Source organism: Paenarthrobacter sp. YJN-5 (assembly GCF_015040095.1).
GTDB lineage: Bacteria > Actinomycetota > Actinomycetes > Actinomycetales > Micrococcaceae > Arthrobacter > Arthrobacter ureafaciens.
Genome location: NZ_CP053544.1, coordinates 1,487,740 through 1,505,413 on the forward strand (window position 1 = coordinate 1,487,740; position 17,674 = coordinate 1,505,413).

12 protein-coding genes are annotated in these 17,674 nt (G+C 64.2%); 6 read left to right on the top strand and 6 right to left on the bottom strand.

Annotated features, from left to right (window positions below; genetic code table 11):
- Positions 1-76: 76 nt before the first annotated feature.
- The 4 genes from HMI59_RS07070 to HMI59_RS07080 all read right to left on the bottom strand — a co-directional run bounded on the left by HMI59_RS07070 (position 77) and on the right by HMI59_RS07080 (position 3,573).
- Positions 77-814, bottom strand: a complete 738-nt coding sequence (locus HMI59_RS07070) for an amino acid ABC transporter ATP-binding protein (RefSeq protein ID WP_021471818.1) — start codon at positions 812-814, stop codon at positions 77-79.
- Positions 811-1,575, bottom strand: coding sequence for an amino acid ABC transporter permease (locus tag HMI59_RS25615; protein WP_021471819.1), 765 nt, complete (start codon positions 1,573-1,575; stop codon positions 811-813). The genes HMI59_RS07070 and HMI59_RS25615 overlap by 4 nt, the downstream gene beginning before the upstream one ends.
- Positions 1,576-1,587: 12 nt before the next feature.
- A complete protein-coding gene (locus HMI59_RS25620) occupies positions 1,588-2,538 on the bottom strand; it encodes an ABC transporter substrate-binding protein (RefSeq protein WP_021471820.1) in 951 nt (316 codons plus the stop codon).
- 324 nt (positions 2,539-2,862) lie between these two features.
- On the bottom strand, positions 2,863-3,573 hold the full coding sequence (locus HMI59_RS07080) for a 3'-5' exonuclease (protein ID WP_021471821.1): 711 nt from the start codon (positions 3,571-3,573) through the stop codon (positions 2,863-2,865).
- Between the two features lie 64 nt (positions 3,574-3,637).
- Between HMI59_RS07080 and HMI59_RS07085 the strand changes: the two genes are divergently transcribed.
- Genes HMI59_RS07085 through HMI59_RS07095 form a run of 3 tightly spaced genes read left to right on the top strand, consistent with a single transcriptional unit; the run spans position 3,638 to position 10,949 of the window.
- Positions 3,638-4,054, top strand: coding sequence for an MGMT family protein (locus tag HMI59_RS07085; protein ID WP_031216334.1), 417 nt, complete (start codon positions 3,638-3,640; stop codon positions 4,052-4,054).
- A complete protein-coding gene (locus HMI59_RS07090) occupies positions 4,051-7,449 on the top strand; it encodes an ATP-dependent DNA helicase (RefSeq protein WP_193593214.1) in 3,399 nt (1,132 codons plus the stop codon). The genes HMI59_RS07085 and HMI59_RS07090 overlap by 4 nt, the downstream gene beginning before the upstream one ends.
- Positions 7,446-10,949, top strand: a complete 3,504-nt coding sequence (locus HMI59_RS07095) for an ATP-dependent DNA helicase (protein WP_193593215.1) — start codon at positions 7,446-7,448, stop codon at positions 10,947-10,949. Before HMI59_RS07090 ends, HMI59_RS07095 begins: the two co-directional genes overlap by 4 nt.
- Before the next feature lie 15 nt (positions 10,950-10,964).
- Here HMI59_RS07095 and HMI59_RS07100 read toward each other — a convergent pair whose 3' ends face one another.
- Positions 10,965-12,209: a macrolide 2'-phosphotransferase gene (locus HMI59_RS07100; RefSeq protein WP_227471559.1), complete on the bottom strand. Its 1,245-nt coding sequence runs from the start codon at positions 12,207-12,209 to the stop codon at positions 10,965-10,967.
- Between the two features lie 171 nt (positions 12,210-12,380).
- On the opposite strand from HMI59_RS07100, the gene nudC reads away from it, so the two are divergent.
- Genes nudC through HMI59_RS07115 form a run of 3 tightly spaced genes read left to right on the top strand, consistent with a single transcriptional unit; the run spans position 12,381 to position 16,062 of the window.
- Positions 12,381-13,367, top strand: a complete 987-nt coding sequence (nudC, locus tag HMI59_RS07105) for an NAD(+) diphosphatase (RefSeq protein WP_166183400.1) — start codon at positions 12,381-12,383, stop codon at positions 13,365-13,367.
- Positions 13,368-13,375: 8 nt separating this feature from the next.
- On the top strand, positions 13,376-15,496 hold the full coding sequence (locus HMI59_RS07110) for an ATP-dependent DNA helicase UvrD2 (RefSeq protein ID WP_193593697.1): 2,121 nt from the start codon (positions 13,376-13,378) through the stop codon (positions 15,494-15,496).
- Complete coding sequence (locus tag HMI59_RS07115; protein ID WP_021471828.1) at positions 15,496-16,062, top strand: M48 family metallopeptidase; 567 nt, start codon at positions 15,496-15,498, stop codon at positions 16,060-16,062. The genes HMI59_RS07110 and HMI59_RS07115 overlap by 1 nt, the downstream gene beginning before the upstream one ends.
- A 97-nt stretch (positions 16,063-16,159) precedes the next feature.
- On the opposite strand, the gene HMI59_RS07120 is transcribed toward HMI59_RS07115, so the two are convergent.
- The gene (locus HMI59_RS07120; RefSeq protein ID WP_021471829.1) at positions 16,160-17,587 is read right to left on the bottom strand and encodes a zinc-dependent metalloprotease; all 1,428 of its coding nucleotides are present in this window, start codon (positions 17,585-17,587) and stop codon (positions 16,160-16,162) included.
- Positions 17,588-17,674: the final 87 nt, after the last annotated feature.

Here is a 17,674-nt window from a genome sequence, read left to right on the forward strand (position 1 = left end):
CTCCGCTGGTTAGCGGAGCAAGACGGGGCTTTTCAGTCAGCGGCGGCCCGGGATGGCGGCCGTGAGGGAACGTGCCTTAGAGGACGTCCGAAAGGAATCCTTGCAGCCGTTCGGTGCGGGGGCTGGTGAACAGTTCCTCCGGCGGACCGGACTCCACCACCACACCGGCGTCCATGAAGGTCACCGTGTCCGAGACGTTCCTTGAGAAACCCATCTCGTGCGTGACCACAACCATGGTCATGCCGCCTTTGGCCAAGTCCGTCATCAGGGCCAGGACGCCCTTGACGAGCTCCGGGTCCAAAGCCGATGTTGCTTCGTCGAAGAACATGACTTCCGGCTTCATGGCCAGTGCGCGGGCAATAGCCACGCGCTGCTGCTGTCCACCGGAGAGATTGGCCGGCCGGACGTCCGCTTTGTGCTTCAGTCCCACCAGATCGAGTTGGGCCAGGGCCTCCTCGCGGGCCTGGTCCTTGGACATGCCGCGCAGCTTGCGCAGGGCCAGCGTCACGTTCTCCGCAACTGTCTTGTGCGGGAACAGGTTGAACTGCTGGAACACCATGCCGATGCGGCGCCGGAGCTCATCCGGGTTGTCCTTCAGTACCGATTTGCCGTCCAGGAGGATGTCCCCCTGGTCGGGTTCGATGAGCCGGTTCATGACCCTGAGCAGGGTTGACTTGCCGGAACCGGAAGGACCGATCACGGATGCCGTGGTGCCCTGCGGTACGTGCAGGTCGATGCCCCTCAGGACATGGTTGCTGCCGAAGGAAAGGTGAATGTTCTTGGCCGTCAATGACCCCGAAGTGAACTCGCTCATGCCTGGGCTCCCTTTCCGACGACTGCCGCGGCATCGTCCGGTTCTTTCTTCTCAGGGCGTCCTGAGCGCATCCTGGCGTCGATCCAGTTCACGAAGTGCGTCAGCGGAATGGTCAACGCGAGGTAGAACACAGCCGCAGCAACGTATGGCGACAGGTTTCCTGTGTTCGCCGCTGCGTCCTTGCCGATCTGGAAGATTTCGCGTTCCGAGGCCAGAAGACCCAGGAGGAACACCAGCGAGGATTCCTTGATCAGTGCAATGAACTGGTTCACCAGCGCCGGAAGCACGCGGCGGATACCTTGGGGTACCACCACGAGCCGCATGGAAGCGCCGTAGCCAAAGCCAAGGGCGCGGGAGGCTTCCAGCTGGCCCTTGTCAACACTCTGGATGCCCGATCGGAAAATCTCGCCGATGTAGGCGCCGGACATCAAGGACAACGCAGCGATTGCCATGGGGTACGGGCTGGTGGAGCCGGTCAGTTCCCGGATGATGGGTCCGAAGCCGAACCCGATCACCAGGATGGTCAGCACCGGGGGCAGGCCGCGGAGGATGTCCGTGTACACACGGGCAATCCACCGGGCCACAGGGTTCCGGGAAATCCCCATCAGTGCAAGGGCCATGCCCAGCACCGTCCCGATGATCCCCGAGATGATTGCCAAAACGAGGGTATTCGGCAGGCCTACGGCGAACATCTTGGGAATGACTTCGCCCATCGCCTCCCAGTCAAGGAAGGTGTCTGCGAGTTGCTTGAGGATATCCATGGAACCCCCGCGTTACTTGGCGGGAATCTGGACGGCCTTGCTGCCCGGCTTCCAGCCCTGCGGGGTCTGCTCGGCCGCCGTCGGACGGTCCTCGTACCATTCGGCAGTGAGCTTGGTCCACGTGCCGTCAGCGATGACAGCGTCCAGGCCGGCGTTCAGCGCGTCGATCAGGGGCTGGTTGTCCTTGTTCACGGCGTACGCGGTGAAGTTCTGGGTGTTGACAACCTTTTCGGCGATCTTGGTGTTGTCGCCTTCCTTTACCTGGCCGGTGGCCTGCTGCGAGGGAGCAACCCAAGCATCGATCTGGCCGTTCTTCACGTTGCCGTAGACAGTGTTGTAGTCAGGGAAACGGACGGGCTCAAGCTTGAGGGTGTTGGTGACGTAGTCATCCTGCACGGTGCCCTGGACGACGCCGATCCGAACGCCTTCCTTGAGGTCGGCGAACCCGGTGACCTTGGCGTCATTCTTGGTCACGACCGCCATGTAGCCGAAGTCGTAGCCATTGGTGAAGCCGACCGTTTTGCGGCGGGCGTCCGTGGTGGAGATCGAGGAGGATCCGACGTCGAACTGCTTGTTCGCTACCTGCGACAGGAGTGCGGAGAAGTCGGTGGAAGCGAACTCGACCTTCAGGCCCAGCTTGTCGCCGACCGCGCGCAGGAGCTCGTTGTCATAGCCGGTGAATTTGCCGGAGCCATCGATGAAGATGTTCGGCGGAGCGTCGCTGAGCGTGCCGACGCGGAGCGTACCTTCGGTGATGAGGCCAAGCTTCGACTTATCGATCTGGTCGATCGGAGTGACATCCGCGGTGGTGTATTTGTCCAGCGTCTGCTGGTCGCTGCCCGCGAGTGCATCCGTCGCTGAGCTGCTCGACTCTGAGGTTCCTCCGCCGCAGGCCGCGAGGGAGATCACCAGGGCTGCTGCAACGGGAGCAGCAGCGAGCCACTTGGGCGCTTTGAATTTCATCAAGAAATCACTTTCATCGAAGGTCACGTCAGACGTTTGTGGTGGGCGGGGAACGTAACAGCACCAGGTTTCCGGCTGTCCTAGCAGACTTCGACCCGCCAAACTTAATTATGTCACCAGCGCCCGGAGGCCTTGTGAATCGAACAGGTGACCGATGAGACCTTCAAATACCGAATTATCGAAAGGCGTGGGGCCTGCGTAGCCCTCCTAGGTTCCGTCAGTAGCCGGGCTTGGGAAATCAGTGGGCGCATCACGGCCCGCAAAGGAGTTCCCTGAATTCCTGTGAGTTGCATCGCACTCCGTCACAGGCCCGCAGGGTGGAGGTCAGAAACCTCCGCGGCTGGCATCCTCCGGAGGGAGCACTGGCCACTGGCCTTCGATGACTGCAGCAGGCTTGCTCCGGCGGAGGTATTCCTGGAAGTCGGCAGCCTGGGAAGCTGCCCAGTCCACCTGCAAATGATGCAACTGGGATGCAGGCATGTGCAACTTGGGAAACTTTCCCGCCATGGCGTCCAGGACGCGAAGGGTGGCCAGCGCATCCGCAGCAGAAGTGTGGGCGTTGTCCAGAAGGACACCGTACTCTTCGCAAAGGGCTGTCAGCGTCCGCTTTCCCTTGCGGTACCGGTCCACCTGCTTGTTCATGATGTAGGGGTCCAGGACGGGGAAACGGGTGAGCTGCGGCACGCCGTGCCTGGCCGACTCTGCCGCAAGCACCGTGAAGTCGTAACTGGCGTTGAAAGCGATGACGGGCGTGCCGTCATCGAAAAGTCCCTGGAGGACGCCTGCGACCTCGCGCGTCACGTCAGCCGCCGGACGGCCTTCGGCCCGGGCCTTGGCTGTGGTGACGCCGTGGACCTCGCTTGCCTCCAGGGGAATCTCAACACCGGGGTCAGCGAGCCATTCATGTTCCTGGACCAGCTCGCCGCGGGAGTCCACAACAGTGATTGACGCCGTGACTATCCGGGCGGAGCGGGAATTCTTTCCGGTGGTCTCGAGGTCGAAGGCAGCACGGGGAAGGGTATTCCAGGAACTCATGGTTTCAAGCTACCGGCCGGCACCGACACTATTGGGAGCGACACTCTGCAGCTACGCTGATCACATGCGGATGGAGTATGTAACTGCGGTGCTGGCCGTTGTTGACCTCATCCCGTCGGGCGCCGCGGTGTCCTATGGCGACGTTGCGGAGCTCCTTGGCTCCGGCGGACCGAGGCAGGTCGGCTCCGTGATGAGCCACTATGGCAGCGCTGTTCCCTGGTGGCGCGTCCTCCGTGCCAGCGGCGAAGCGCCGCCCGGGCATGAAGCCGAAGCATTGCGGCACTACCTCCAGGAAGAGACGCCGCTCCACGGTGCGTATGACGCTTTCCTGCGAACGGGGGAGGGGCGCTGGAGGGTGGACCTGGTGTCTGCCCGTTGGGCACCTTCGGACGAGGAATTTGACCAACTGGATGTGATCTCCGACCAGTTGGAGCGTCAGCTCCATATTTTGTCAGTGCCCGATGATGAAATGACTGTGTGACCGTAACTGCCGCCAAGAACCGCCAAGCCCCGGCCGCGCTGCGCCTGCTTCCTCCGAAGGAAACGCATTACGAGGCACCCGTGTTGTCGCCGGACCAGGAAGCAATCGTGACCCTTGGGCAGGGCAGCGGCCCGGTTCTGATCCCTGGCGGGCCGGGCACGGGCAAGTCAACTGTCCTGGTTGAATCGGCCGTACGCCGCGTCACCGGGGGCGGAGTGGATCCGGAGAATATCCTAATCCTTGCCCCTGGCCGCCAAGCCGCAGCTGCTTTGCGGGACACCTTCACAGGGCGGTTGGACAGGAGCTTGAGTACGACGCCGGCACGCACCTGGGCGTCGTACGCTTTCGATGTCATCCGGCGTGCCAAGGCAGAAGGCGTCCTGCCGCTGCCGCGGCCACCCAAACTGCTTTCCGGACCTGAGCAGGACCTCATCATCAAGGAACTGTTGGAGGGCCACGCCGCGCCGGGCTTCGAGTTGCCGTGGCCTGACGATCTGTCGGCGGCTCTGTCCACCCGGGGTTTCCGGCACGAGATCCGTCAGTTGTTCGACCGTATTATCGAATCCGGACGCACGGCCGAGGACCTGGTGGCGCTCGCGTGGGAATGCGGGCGGCCGGACTGGATGGCTGCGGCCGAGCTCTACCGTGAGTACAGGGACGTCCTGGACCTGCGTATGCCGGAGGCCTTCGATCCCGCCGGAATCCTTACCACGGCCCGCCAGATCTTCCAGGATTCGCCGGCCTTCCTGGCATCCGAACGGGAACGGCTTCAATTGATCCTGGTTGATGATGCACAGGAATCAAACCCGGCCATCTTTGAACTGTTGGCAGACATTGCCGAAGGCAAGGATGTCCTGGTCACATACTCGCCGGACACCGTAGTCCAGGGCTTCCGAGGCGCGCGCCCGGACTTGGTGGCGGACCTTCCATCCCTGCTGCGGGGCGGGCGGGAGGAAGATGTCCTCGTCCGCCCGTTGTCAGTCACGCATCGCCACGCTCCGCAGGTCGCCGAGGCGTGGACCAGGGTGGCGTCACGGATTTCGCAACGTGCGGGCGGACAGCTGGCCCGTGTTTTAGCGCCGCCGGAAGTACTGGCGCAACCGGATGTACTCGCGCAGCCGGATGTTCCAGCGCAGCCGGAAACAGGCAAGCCGCGCAACGGCCATTCCGTCCCCGGCGTGCAGGGTACGGCTGAGGGCCACATACTGCCCTCTTCCGTCCACGAGATGCGCTACATAGCGCAGCGCATCCTCCTGGCGCAGCTACGGGAGGGCCGGGAACTCAGCGAGATCGCCGTCATCGTCCGCAACGGTGGCCAGATTTCCCAATTGGAGCGGTACCTGAGCGGCCAAGGAATTCCCGTCCGCGTTCCCGTTGCCGACTCCGCAGTCCGGGACGAGGTAGCAGTTCGGCCCCTGCTGGAGGCTTTCGCGGTCGTCCTCGATCCGGAGAAACTCACACCGGAAACCGCAGTCTCCCTCCTGACTTCGCGGATTGGTGGCGCATCGGCCATTGAACTGCGCAGGCTGCGGCAATCCCTGCGGCGCGAGGAGCTCCAAGGAGGCGGAGGCAGGTCCAGTGATGCCCTCCTGGTAGAAGCGCTCCTGCAGCCTGGTGCCCTTGCAACCCTGGGTATCGAGGGAAGCGCTGCACGGAGGCTTTCCCGAATGCTTGCGGCCGGCTCCGCAGCTGCGAATGAGCCCGGGGCCAACGCCGAATCGGTCCTTTGGGCGCTCTGGAACGCCACCGGACTGGCATCACGGTGGGCGGAAGCAGCCCTCGAAGGCGGCAATGCGGGCGCGCGGGCCGACCGCGACCTTGATGCGATGATGGCCCTGTTCCATACGGCCGAACGCTACGTGGACCAGTTGCCGGGCTCCGGGCCCGAGCAATTCCTGGAGTACCTGCTGAACCAGGAACTTCCCATGGACACCCTGGCGGCGCGGGCACAACTGGAAGAATGCGTCGAACTGATGACGCCCGCCAGGGCGGCAGGCCGGGAGTGGCCCGTCGTCATAGTTGCCGGGCTCCAGGAAGGGGTCTGGCCCAACACCCGGCTTCGCGGTGAGTTGCTGGGAAGCACCCTGTTCGCCGATGCCGTAGAGCATGGCGTGGAATACGCGCTGGGGCGCGGACCACTGAGCCGCCTGAGGGACATCCGTTATGACGAGCTCCGTAGCTTTTCCACGGCGGTTTCGCGGGCCCGCGAGGTGCTGATCTGCACGGCAGTATCGTCCGAGGACGAACAGCCCTCCTCGTTCCTGGACTATGCGGCACCTTTGCCGCCGGGGGAGTACCAGCGGGAGTACACCCCCGTGGACCGGCCCATGACGCTGCGTGCGTTGGTTGCCGAGCTCCGTCAGCATGCACAGTCCGGAGAGCCGGCAGCTCCGGGAGAACCCGATGTCGCGGCCGTTGCAGCGCGTGTGCTTGCCCGCCTCGCCATGGCCGAGCCACCCGTTCCCGGAGCCCACCCGGACTCCTGGTGGGGGTTGGCGCCCCTGAGTTCGGAGGCCGCCATCGTACCGCCCGGCGGAACGGTCAGCGTGTCGCCGTCCAAGGTGGAGACCGTTCACAAATCGCCTCTTGATTGGTTTGTCCAGGCCGCCGGCGGAGAAGCAGCAACGGACTTTGCCCGAAGCCTGGGGACCCTGGTTCACGGCATTGCCCAGGAGTTGCCGGAGGCCTCGGGAGCCGAGTATGTTGCCGAACTCGTCAAGCGCTGGCCCACGTTGGGCATGAAGGACAACTGGGAAGGCAAGCTCGATTTCCAGCGTGCTGAACTGATGGTCCGCAAGCTGGCCCAGTACGTAGTGGAGATGCGCAGCGAAGGCCGAAGCCTGTTGGCAGTGGAACACGATTTCGAAGTCCGCCTCCCGGACCTCGAACACGGTGAGTCCGGAACCGACGACGGCGCCCGCCACGCAGTCCTGCGCGGACAGGTGGACCGCTTGGAAATTGATGCCGAAGGGAGATTGGTGATCGTGGACCTCAAAACCGGCAAGCGCCAGCCCGGTAAGGCGGACGTTGCCCGCCACCCGCAGCTCGGGGCTTACCAGGTCGCCGTCCTCGAAGGGGCATTTGAGGATGCCGGCGTGGTTGGACCGAATGTCGACGCCGACTCCTCCACGGATGCTGCATCCGCCCGCGCCCCGGGGGGCGCCGCCCTCGCCCAGTTGGGAACCAAGACCAAAACGCCCGTCATTCAACAACAGGATGCGCTGGAGGCAGAGGACAATTGGGCTGGGCCCCTTGTCAACGAAGCCGCACGTTTGATGGCAGGAGCAACATTCGAAGCCCGGCACGATCCCGGCAAGAGCGGGTTCGGCGGACACGGCTGCCGCCTGCCCGATGTTTGCCCGTTGTGTGCCAGAGGAAAGCAGGTCACGGAATGACGATCGATCTTCTGGACGGGATGGGCACAACTGCTGCAACCGATCCCCGCTCCCATGAACCGCTCCCGGTCCGGTTTACGCCTTCTGAGCTTGCGGGCATCCTTGGCGAAAAGAACAGGCCAACTCCGGAACAAGCAAGCATCATTGAATCCCCGCTGACTCCCCGGCTGGTCATCGCCGGCGCGGGTTCCGGCAAGACCGCCACCATGGCGGACCGGGTGGTGTGGCTGGTCGCCAACGGCTGGGTGCGTCCTGAAGAGGTTTTGGGGGTTACGTTTACCCGCAAGGCTGCCGGTGAGTTGGCCAGCCGGATCCGGGCCAAGCTCGCTACGCTTCAACGCATTGCTGCCGAAGATGATGGCCGGCTTGGCTTTCCGGAGAGCCTGGCCAACGCCGACGACCTCGAGCCCAAGGTATCCACCTACCACTCTTATGCGAGCAGCATCGTGTCCGATTACGGATTGCGCCTGGGCATCGAACGGGACGTCGTCCTGCTGGGGAGCGCCCAGTCGTGGCAATTGGCCAGCCAGATCGTTGAGGCTTACGACGGTACCTTCGAGCATTTCACGGCCGCTAAGTCCACTCTTGTCAATGCCGTCATCCAGCTCGCGGGTGAATGTGCCGAGCATCTCCGGGAGCCGGACGCGGTGCGGGAATGGATCCTGGAAAAGGTCGGGGTCCTGACCCGGTTGCCTTACGTTGCCGGTTCCAAAAAGAATCCAACCCAAGGCGCCTTGGACATGGCAGCGATGCTGCGCACGCGGGCCAGCGTGGCTGATATGGTGGTCCGCTACCAGGAAGCCAAGCGGCAGAGGGGCGTCCTGGACTTCGGGGACCTCGTAGCGCTGGCCGCACGGATTGCCCGCGATATTCCGTTGGCAGCGGCCACTGAACGGGCACGGTACAAGGTGGTCCTCCTGGACGAGTTCCAGGACACCTCACACGCCCAATTGGTGCTCTTCTCCCGGCTTTTCGGGGACGGCCATGCCGTGACCGCCGTGGGCGATCCCAACCAGTCCATTTACGGGTTCCGGGGAGCTTCGGCCGGGCAGTTGTTCCATTTCGTGCACGAGTTCCCGGTGCGCCTCACAGGCCCGGGACGCGGAGAGCCTGGCTTGGCTCCGGCGCCCACCTCCTACCTCACTACGGCGTGGCGGAATGGTCGGAACATCCTCACGGCTGCCAACACCATTGCCGCACCGTTGAATCAGGAAGCCTCCACCGACGGCCCGGCCGGTGACCGTACCAGGTCCGGCGGAGTGCAGGTGCCGCCGTTGGTCCCCAGCCCGGCGGCGGTGGAGGGCGCTGTCGTCATGGGCCGTTTCCAGACGGACGAACAGGAGGCCGCAGCCTTGGCCAGGGATGTCCGCCGGTACCAGCGAACCATCTTTGAGGAGGAGAAAGACGGAACGCCGGTCAGGCCCACCATGGCAGTACTTTGCCGTCGTCGAGCCCAGATGGAGTGCCTGCGCCGGGAGTTCGAGGTCCAGGGCATCGATTACCAGATCGTGGGCCTCGGAGGCCTGCTTGATACACCGGAGATCGTGGACCTGGTGGCTACGCTCCGCGTACTGGCCGATCCCGGACGCTCCGATGCATTGATGCGGTTGTTGGCGGGGGCACGCTGGCGGATCGGTCCGGCAGACCTCATGGCATTCGGTGACTGGTCACGCTACCTGGCGCGTCGCCGGTCAACCCCCGGGGTGCAGACGGCCTTCCCTGATGACCATGAGGACCCGCAGGCCGTCGTGGTGGAGAGCGATCTCACGGACTCGGCCAGTCTCGTCGAAGCCCTGGACTACCTGCCTCAGGCCGGGTGGACCTCGGCGCAGGGAAGGACTATCAGCGGGGAGGCCCTGGGCCGCCTCGCAAAGCTGTCCGCGGAGTTGCGTGTGCTGCGCAGCTACATCGGTGACGACCTCACGACGCTTTTGGGTGAGGTGGAACGGGCCATGCTCCTGGACATCGAAGTAGCGGCCAAGCCGGGCGTCAGCATTCATCAGGCCCGGCGCAACCTGGACGCGTTCCAGGACGCCGCCGCAGGATTCCTGCAGACGTCGCAGCGGATCGATCTGCTGGCTTTCCTGTCGTGGTTGGAAGCCGCGGCCTCGGAGGAAGGCGGCTTGGATGCAGCTCCGGTAGAGGCGAACCGGGAAGCGATACAGCTGCTGACAGTCCATGCTTCCAAGGGCCTGGAGTGGGACGTGGTCTTCGTGCCGGGCCTGAATTCCGGGTCTTTCCCCAGCAACCGTGACTCGCGCTGGAGCAGTGGCTCGTCCGCCCTGCCGTGGCCGCTGCGGGGGGACCACGCGGACCTTCCACAGTGGGATCTTGACCAGCCTGACCAGAAGGGATGGCTCGACGCAGAGAAGGCCTTCAAAGCCGACGTTCAGCACCATGGCGAGGCCGAGGAGCGGCGCCTCGCCTATGTTGCCTACACGCGGGCAAAGTTCGTGCTGTGGGTCTCAAGCGCCGCCTGGAACGGTTCCAGGGCGGGTATTGCAGAGATGTCGCCCTTCTTATCGGAATTGGCCCAACTCGCAGACCACGGCGCAGCGGGGATCCACCCGGAATCAGTGTCCGAGGAAGCACTGCCGCAGTCGAGTCCGCTGACAACCACAGTTGAGGTAGCGCTCTTTCCTTATGATCCCTTGGAAGGGCCGTCGGATCCCCGGAACGGCAACCGCCTGCGGTTGGCCCCCGGTCGTCGTGCGGCAATGGACAGGGCAGCGGAACTGGTTCGCGGGTTCATCGGGGATCACGGGTCAGAGCCACCCTTGCCACAGGAAAACACAGCGACGCACGGGCGGTTCCTGCGATGGTCGGAAGAAGCTGCACTTCTGCTCGCGCGCCATGGCCGGCACTCTTCGGAGCAAGCCGTCCATCTGCCCAGCCATATCTCGGCCTCGCTGTTTGTCGACTTGGGAACCAATCCCGCGGCAGTTCTGGCACAGTTGCGTAGACCCGTGCCACGGGAACCGGGAATGTCCGCACGGAAGGGAACTGCCTTCCACGCCTGGGTGGAAGAGTACTTCGGAACCACCGGAATGCTGGACCTCGACGAGGCCCCGGGAGCGGACGCCCACATCGACGACGCCTACGGGCTCAAGGAAATGGCTGACGCCTTTAAACAGTCTGAGTGGGCACACAGGGCACCTGCCTTCGTGGAAGTACCCGTGGAGACGAAGATCGGGGACGTCGTAGTTCGCGGCAGGATCGACGCCGTCTTCCGCGACGCAGACGGCCGCTGGCAGTTGATTGACTGGAAAACGGGTCGGCGCCCCTCAGGAAAGCAATTGGAGGCACGGGCGGTCCAGTTGGCTGTTTACCGCCTGGCCTGGGCGAGGCTCCAGCAGGTTCCGCTGGAGGATGTCAGCGCTGCCTTTTATTACGTCGCTGAGGACGCCGTTGTGCGTCCGCATGACCTCGGAACGGCTGAAGAGCTTGAAGGCATCATCGCCAAGGCCCTGCTCCACAACGGTGGCGGGAGAGGGCAATAATCGTGGCGGTGGGGCTTAGGCCCTGTCCGCCGCGTGCACCGGCGCCAGCTTGACGACGTTGATGGCCGTAGTGGAGGTGTCTTCCTGCTCCGAGGTCCCGGTGGCAGGCCCTGCTGCGACAACGGGGATTGTCCCCGTGGCATCGGGGTCCTGTTCGGACTCGACGTCCCCGGCACCTGATGAAGCGGCCTCTGCTTCGGCGTCAGGGATGGCCGCCACACTCACGGCGGGAAGCGCCGGTCCCTGCAGCTGAGCGGCCCCTACACTTGTGCCGGCGTCCGCCGGAGCAGCGGCATCCACGCGCTCGTCCGCGGTGCCTTCCTCGGCGCGGGCTGCTTCATCCTTCCGTGCTTGCTCTTCGATGTCATCGGCGAGCGATTGCAGCATGGATTCGGCTTCCGCCGTCATGTTCTGGTGCCCGACGGCCATCGCCTTGACCAAGTACTGCGCAAGGGCGAATTCGGCCAGGAGAGCCGCCCGCCGAAGCAGGTGGGGATCAGGATTCTCGCGGCGGACCTGCGTGTACCGGGCCAGAACCGCATCAATGAACGATGCCTCATTGGAAGCAACCAACCAGGCGAAGTCGTCGGCGGGGTCGCCGATGCGGAGGTCGGTCCACCCGGTGACAGCAGTGACGGCGTCGTGCTGCACCATGAGGTTGTCTTCGTGGAGATCGCCGTGCACCACCGAGGTATTGAACCGCCACAATGCCACGTCTTCGAGCGCATGTTCCCAACGCCGCAGGAGGACGGCCGGAATCTTTCCCGTCGTCGCCGCCTGGTCCAGTTCGTTGAGTTTGCGTTGCCGGAACTCATTGGCCGAATAGCTGGGGAGGTCGGCATTGGTGACCAGCGCCAAGGGAAGATCGTGGATCGCCGCAAGTGCCGAACCGATCTCGCGTGCCAGGTCCGGACTGCCTTCGGAGAGTTCCTCGATGGAGAGGGTGGAACCCTGCAAATGCGCATAAACGAAGGTCGTGAGGTCGCCTTGGCGGACCGTCCCTGCCACGGTAGGCACATGGAACGGCAGCTCGGCCCGGATGGCAGGCGCGAAAGCGCGCAGGATCATGAACTCCGTCTCGAGCCGCGTGCTGGCCTCCGGGTGGCGGGGACACCTGACGCGCCAGCGCTTGCCCTCGCCATCCATCAGCAACGCGGAGTCGAAGTCGGCGTCGTCAGGGGAGGGGGCTGTGGCCGTCGGCGCCAGCCCGGGCACCGCCGCGGTTGCAATGGCGGCCAATTCAAGCGGTGTTCTTCTCACGTCTTCAACGGTAGATTGAGTCGCGCCCATGGCCATGATGCACTGCGGCGAGTCTCCAGATCTTCCGGAAATCAACGACGAATCGGGGCCGTACGCGGGCTGCGTCCGTCGGGCGTCCACATCGGGATGCTTGAAATGTTATTTGTCGGTGCGAGTCAGTACGGTAGATACATGAGCTATACGGAGTCTCCAGCCCTGGCCAACCACCTTATGGACACTGTTCTTCCGGTGCGCCCTGCCCTGGTGGATCGCGGCTCCGCAGCACGGCTCAAGCCGGGAATGGTGGAGGAGCTTATTGCCTCGGGGACGGCCAAGGCCATAGTGATTTCACAACGCCAAGCCTTGGTAAACGGCCAAGGCTTGTGGTTCGGCCATGCCCTCACTCTATGGCAGGGGTTGAACCAGTCCGGGCCGGGGAACGTCCTCCCGATCTACCTGGGCACCACCTTGGGCCCGTCATCGGTTCCGGAAGGCACCCCCGTTGTCCTCTTCTCCGTGCGTGAACAGCTGACCCTCGGTTCACTGGCTCCGGCGGATACGCAGTGGGCAGGTTTCCGGGATGTCGCAGGACGGCTGGATGCAAGCGACACCGCGCTTTTTGTTGAGGCCAGTGCCATCAGCAACTGGCATGCTACGCATACGCATTGTCCGCAGTGCGGCACACCCACCGACGTTGAGGCCGGCGGTTGGGTCAGGCGTTGCCCCGCCGATAACTCGGAACACTACCCGCGTACGGATCCGGCGATCATTGTCACGGTGGTCGGGCCTGATGGCCGCTTGCTCCTGGGCGGCGGCGGTCCGGCGGATGCAAAGAACTATTCAACCTTGGCCGGTTTCGTTGAACCGGGTGAGTCGTTGGAACAGGCGGTCGTCCGGGAGATCGGCGAAGAGGTTGGCGTCCGGGTCACCGCCTGCCAGTACCTGGGTTCGCAGTCATGGCCGTTCCCGGCGTCCTTGATGCTGGGGTTCACTGCCACCACGGACGACGCCGTTGCCCGGCCCGACGGCGTTGAGGTTACCCGCGCCCGGTGGTTCAGTCGCGAAGAACTGCAGGATGCCGTGCTGCGCGGCGAGATCACCATTTCCACGCGGCTGTCCATTGCCCGTTCCCTGATAGAGCACTGGTACGGCGGAGTGATCGAAGACCTCCAACCGTGATCGAAGGAATGACGCCGGCCGACGGGACACTTGAGGACAGAATCCTGGGCGGCCTGGACGAGGAACAACGCGAGGTAGCCAGCACCCTGACGGGGCCGCTCTGTGTCCTGGCCGGCGCCGGCACCGGAAAGACCCGGGCCATTACGCACCGCATCGCGTACGGGGTGCATTCGGGCGTCTACTCACCACAGCGGCTGCTGGCTGTCACCTTCACCGCCCGCGCTGCTGCTGAAATGCGCAGCAGGCTCAGGGACCTTGGCGTACCCAACGTACAGGCACGCACGTTCCACGCTGCGGCGCTGCGGCAGCTTCAGTTCTTTTGGCCACAAGCCATCGGGGGCACGCTGCCCAGCCTCCTCGACCACAAGGCGAACATGATTGCGGAGGCCTCCCGCCGCCTTCGCCTGAGCACCGACCGCGCATCCATCAGGGACCTCGCCGCGGAAATCGAATGGGCGAAGGTCTCCATGCTGACGCCAGCCAATTACCTGGAAAACGCGCAGGGCCGCGGTACTCCGGGCGGCTTGGACCTCACGGCCGTCTCGCGCGTGTTCCAGGCCTATGAGGACATCAAAACGGACCGGAACGTCATTGACTTCGAGGACGTCCTGCTGATTACCGTTGGGATCCTGCAGGAAGATCCCAAGGTGGCCGCTACGGTGCGGGAACAGTACCGCCACTTCGTGGTGGATGAGTACCAGGACGTCTCACCGCTGCAACAACGGCTTCTGGATCTCTGGCTCGGCGAACGCGACGAACTGTGCGTGGTGGGCGATGCCAGCCAGACCATCTACTCCTTCACCGGTGCTTCCCCCCAGCACCTCCTGGGCTTCAAGGCGCGGTACCCCAAAGCCACGGTGGTCAAGCTCATCCGCGACTACCGGTCAACGCCCCAAGTGGTCAAGCTGGCCAATGACCTCCTTGGCTCGCGCCGCAGCGGTGGCCCGGCAGCCGATGCAGCCTGGGCACCGCCGCTCGAACTTGTGGCCCAGCGGCCTGCCGGACCCGATCCCCGGTTCGTGGAGTGCCCTGATGACGAGGCAGAAGCAGCAGTCGTGGCAGGGAAGATCCAGGAGCTGCTCAACGCCGGAGTCAAGGCCAGCGAGATCGCTATCCTGTTCCGCACCAACGGCCAATCCGAAGCCTATGAACAAGCGTTGGCCTCCGCAGGAATCGGCTATCAACTGCGCGGCGGAGAGCGGTTCTTTGCACGCAAGGAAGTCCGCGACGCCATCCTCCAGTTGAGGGCGGCTACCCGGGCAGTGGCGGAAGGCCCGCAGGAGTCCCTCGGCCAAGTTGTGCGGGACATCATCGCTTCCCTGGGTTATACGGAGAATGCCCCGCACAGCGGAGGGGCGTTGCGCGAACGGTGGGAGTCTTTGGCGGCGCTGGTGGCATTGGCGGATGAGCTTTCCGCCACCAGGGGAGAGAGCTTCACCCTCGCTGAGTTTGTCAATGAGCTCCAGGAACGTTCCGTGGCCCAACACGCTCCCACGGTGCAGGGCGTCACCCTTGCCTCCCTGCATGCCGCGAAAGGCTTGGAATGGGATGCCGTTTTCCTGGTAGGGCTTAGTGAAGGCCTCATGCCCATTTCTTTTGCCGATTCACCTGAGGACGTGGACGAGGAACGCCGGCTGCTGTATGTCGGGATCACCCGGGCCCGCGAACACCTCAACTTGTCCTGGTCCACTGCCCGGACGCCCGGCGGCAGGGCAAACCGCAAGCCGTCGCGGTTCCTTGACGGCCTTCGTCCTGACTCGGTGGCAACTGCCAACGCCCGGAGCAGCGCCGGTAAGCCGCGGCGAAAAGCGGCTGCCCCGGCGTCGTGCAGGGTTTGCGGCAGCATGCTTGCAACCGGGGCGGAACGGAAGGTCGGACGCTGCAACCAGTGCCCGCCGTCGTACGAGGAACAGACCTTCGAAGCATTGCGCCAGTGGCGCCGCGAGGAGGCACAATCAGCCGATGTGCCTGCATACGTCGTCTTCACCGACGCCACCTTGACAGCTATCGCCGAGGCCCGGCCCGGGTCCTTGGAGCAGTTGGCCGGGCTGGCAGGCGTGGGGCCATCGAAGCTGGAGCGGTATGGGGAAGCAGTACTGCAGGTTATTGAACAGAGTTCCGGACACTGATGGCTGACGACATCCCGCTGCGCACAGAGGAAGGCGCCCCGGTGCTCGTGAGGCGCTCCGCACGTCGGCGAAGGACCGTAGCGGCGTTCTGGGAAGACGGCAATGCGGTGGTGGCCATTCCCGCCTCCTTCAGCAAAGCCCAGGAACGTGAGTGGGTGCGCCGCATGCTGGCCAAGTTGAAGACGCAGGGGGAGCGCCGTGCGGGCGGCTCGGGCAAACGCCGTCCGGCCACCGATGAGGCGCTTGCCCAGCAGGCGGACTATCTATCCCGGACCTACCTGGACGGCAGGGCAGTCCCGACGTCGGTCCGCTGGGTTACCAACCAGAACTCCCGGTGGGGATCGGCGACGCCGGCCGATGGAACCATCCGCCTTTCCCACAAGTTGCAGCCCATGCCCCAGTGGGTCATCGATTACGTCCTGCTTCACGAGCTGGCGCACCTCTTGGTGGCCGGGCACACGGCGGATTTCTGGCGTCTCCTGGAAGCCTATCCGCAAACCCAGCAAGCCAAGGGTTTTCTCGAAGGAGTCGCCTTTGCCACCTCGCGTGGCTTGAACCCGGAGTGATCTAAAGAGTCCCGACGCCGGACAAGCAAAAGCAGTGGCCGCCTACGTGGGCGGCCACTGCCGTAGCTGTTGGCTCAGGGGTTTCTTCGCGGAGCCGTTACTTCGTTGGTCCGGATTCGGAGTCCGGGTCTCCATCCTCAGGGGCCTTGGGCTCGTCCGGGGCCGCGGCATCATCCGGGGTGTCGTAGCCGCCGCTGAGCAGTTTCTGCAGGGCATCGTCCACTTCGCTGTCGCTTGCCTCAGCAAGCCGGCGCCGTTCGGAGAACCCGTTGGGATCGTCCAGGTCCTCGCCGGTGGGCAGGAGGTCCGGGTGGTGCCAGATGGCGTCCCGGCCCTCGATGCCGCGCTCTTGCTTGAGGGTTGCCCACAGTGTTGCGGCATCCCGAAGACGCCGGGGCCGCAGCTCCAGCCCTACAAGGGAAGAGAATGCGTGTTCGGCAGGGCCGCCGGTTGCGCGGCGTCGCCGAACCATCTCGCGCAGCGCCGTCGCTGAAGGCAGGACCTTCTCTGTGGCCTCGGCGGTGAGCTCGTCCACCCAGCCCTCGACCAACGCCAGTGCGGTTTCCAGTTTCTCCAGGGCTGCCGTCTGCGCCGGGGTCCGTTCGGGAGTGAAGACGCCTTGCGACAGGGCTTCCTGGATACCCTCCGGGTTGCTCGGATCCAAGTCCCTGGCGAGGTCTTCGACCCGGGACATGTCAATGTGGATGCCCCGGGCGTAGGCCTCGATGGCCCCCAAGAGGTGTCCGCGAAGCCACGGTACCTGGACGAAGAGCCTGGCGTGGGCAGCTTCGCGGACGGCGAGGAACAGCCGGATGTCGTTCTCCGGCAGGCTCAGTCCTTCGCCGAACTTCGCTACGTTGGCAGGCAGGAGCGCCATTTCCAGGTCCGCCAAAGGAACGCCGATGTCCGTTGAGCTGACGACTTCGGCGGAGAGCGCGCCGATTGCCTGTCCAAGCTGCATGCCGAAGATCGCTCCACCCATGTTCTGCAGCATCGAGGAAGCGCCGCCCATCATGGACTTCATTTCCTCGGGCATTTGCTGGCTGAGGGCGTTCGACAGGGCGTTTGCGACGCTGTTGGCAACAGGTTCCGTAAGGCGCTTCCACGTCCCCAACGTCGCCTCGACCCATTCGGCACGGGACCACGCGCGGCCGATCAGTCCGGTTGAGGGAAGGTCGGTCACAGGATCCAGCCACAGTTCCGCCAGTCGAAGGGCTTCATCGATCTCGCGCGCCTGCTGGGAGTTCACCGACGGATCGCCGCCGGCAGCCGCCACCCGCCGGGCATTATCGTGGGCGAGTTGCCAGTTGACAGGACCGTCAGAGGTGGAACTCATCATGGCCTGGACCTGTGCAAACATCTGCTGCAGCAGGTTGGGGTCGTTGGGCAGCCCGGCGGCCTTTGCCAGTTCGGCCGGATCGATGTTTCCCATTCCCTGGCCGCCCATCAGGTTCTGCAGCATTTCCGCTAGCGGATCCTTGGGGGTTTCGTCGTCGTTTGACGGATTGCTGGGGTTTGAAGACATGGTGCCGCCGATCGTCGAACTGGCTGGTGATCACTTTCACCGTACCGCGCGCCGGAGGGGCTGTCTGCCTGCGTGGTGCGCCGTTCG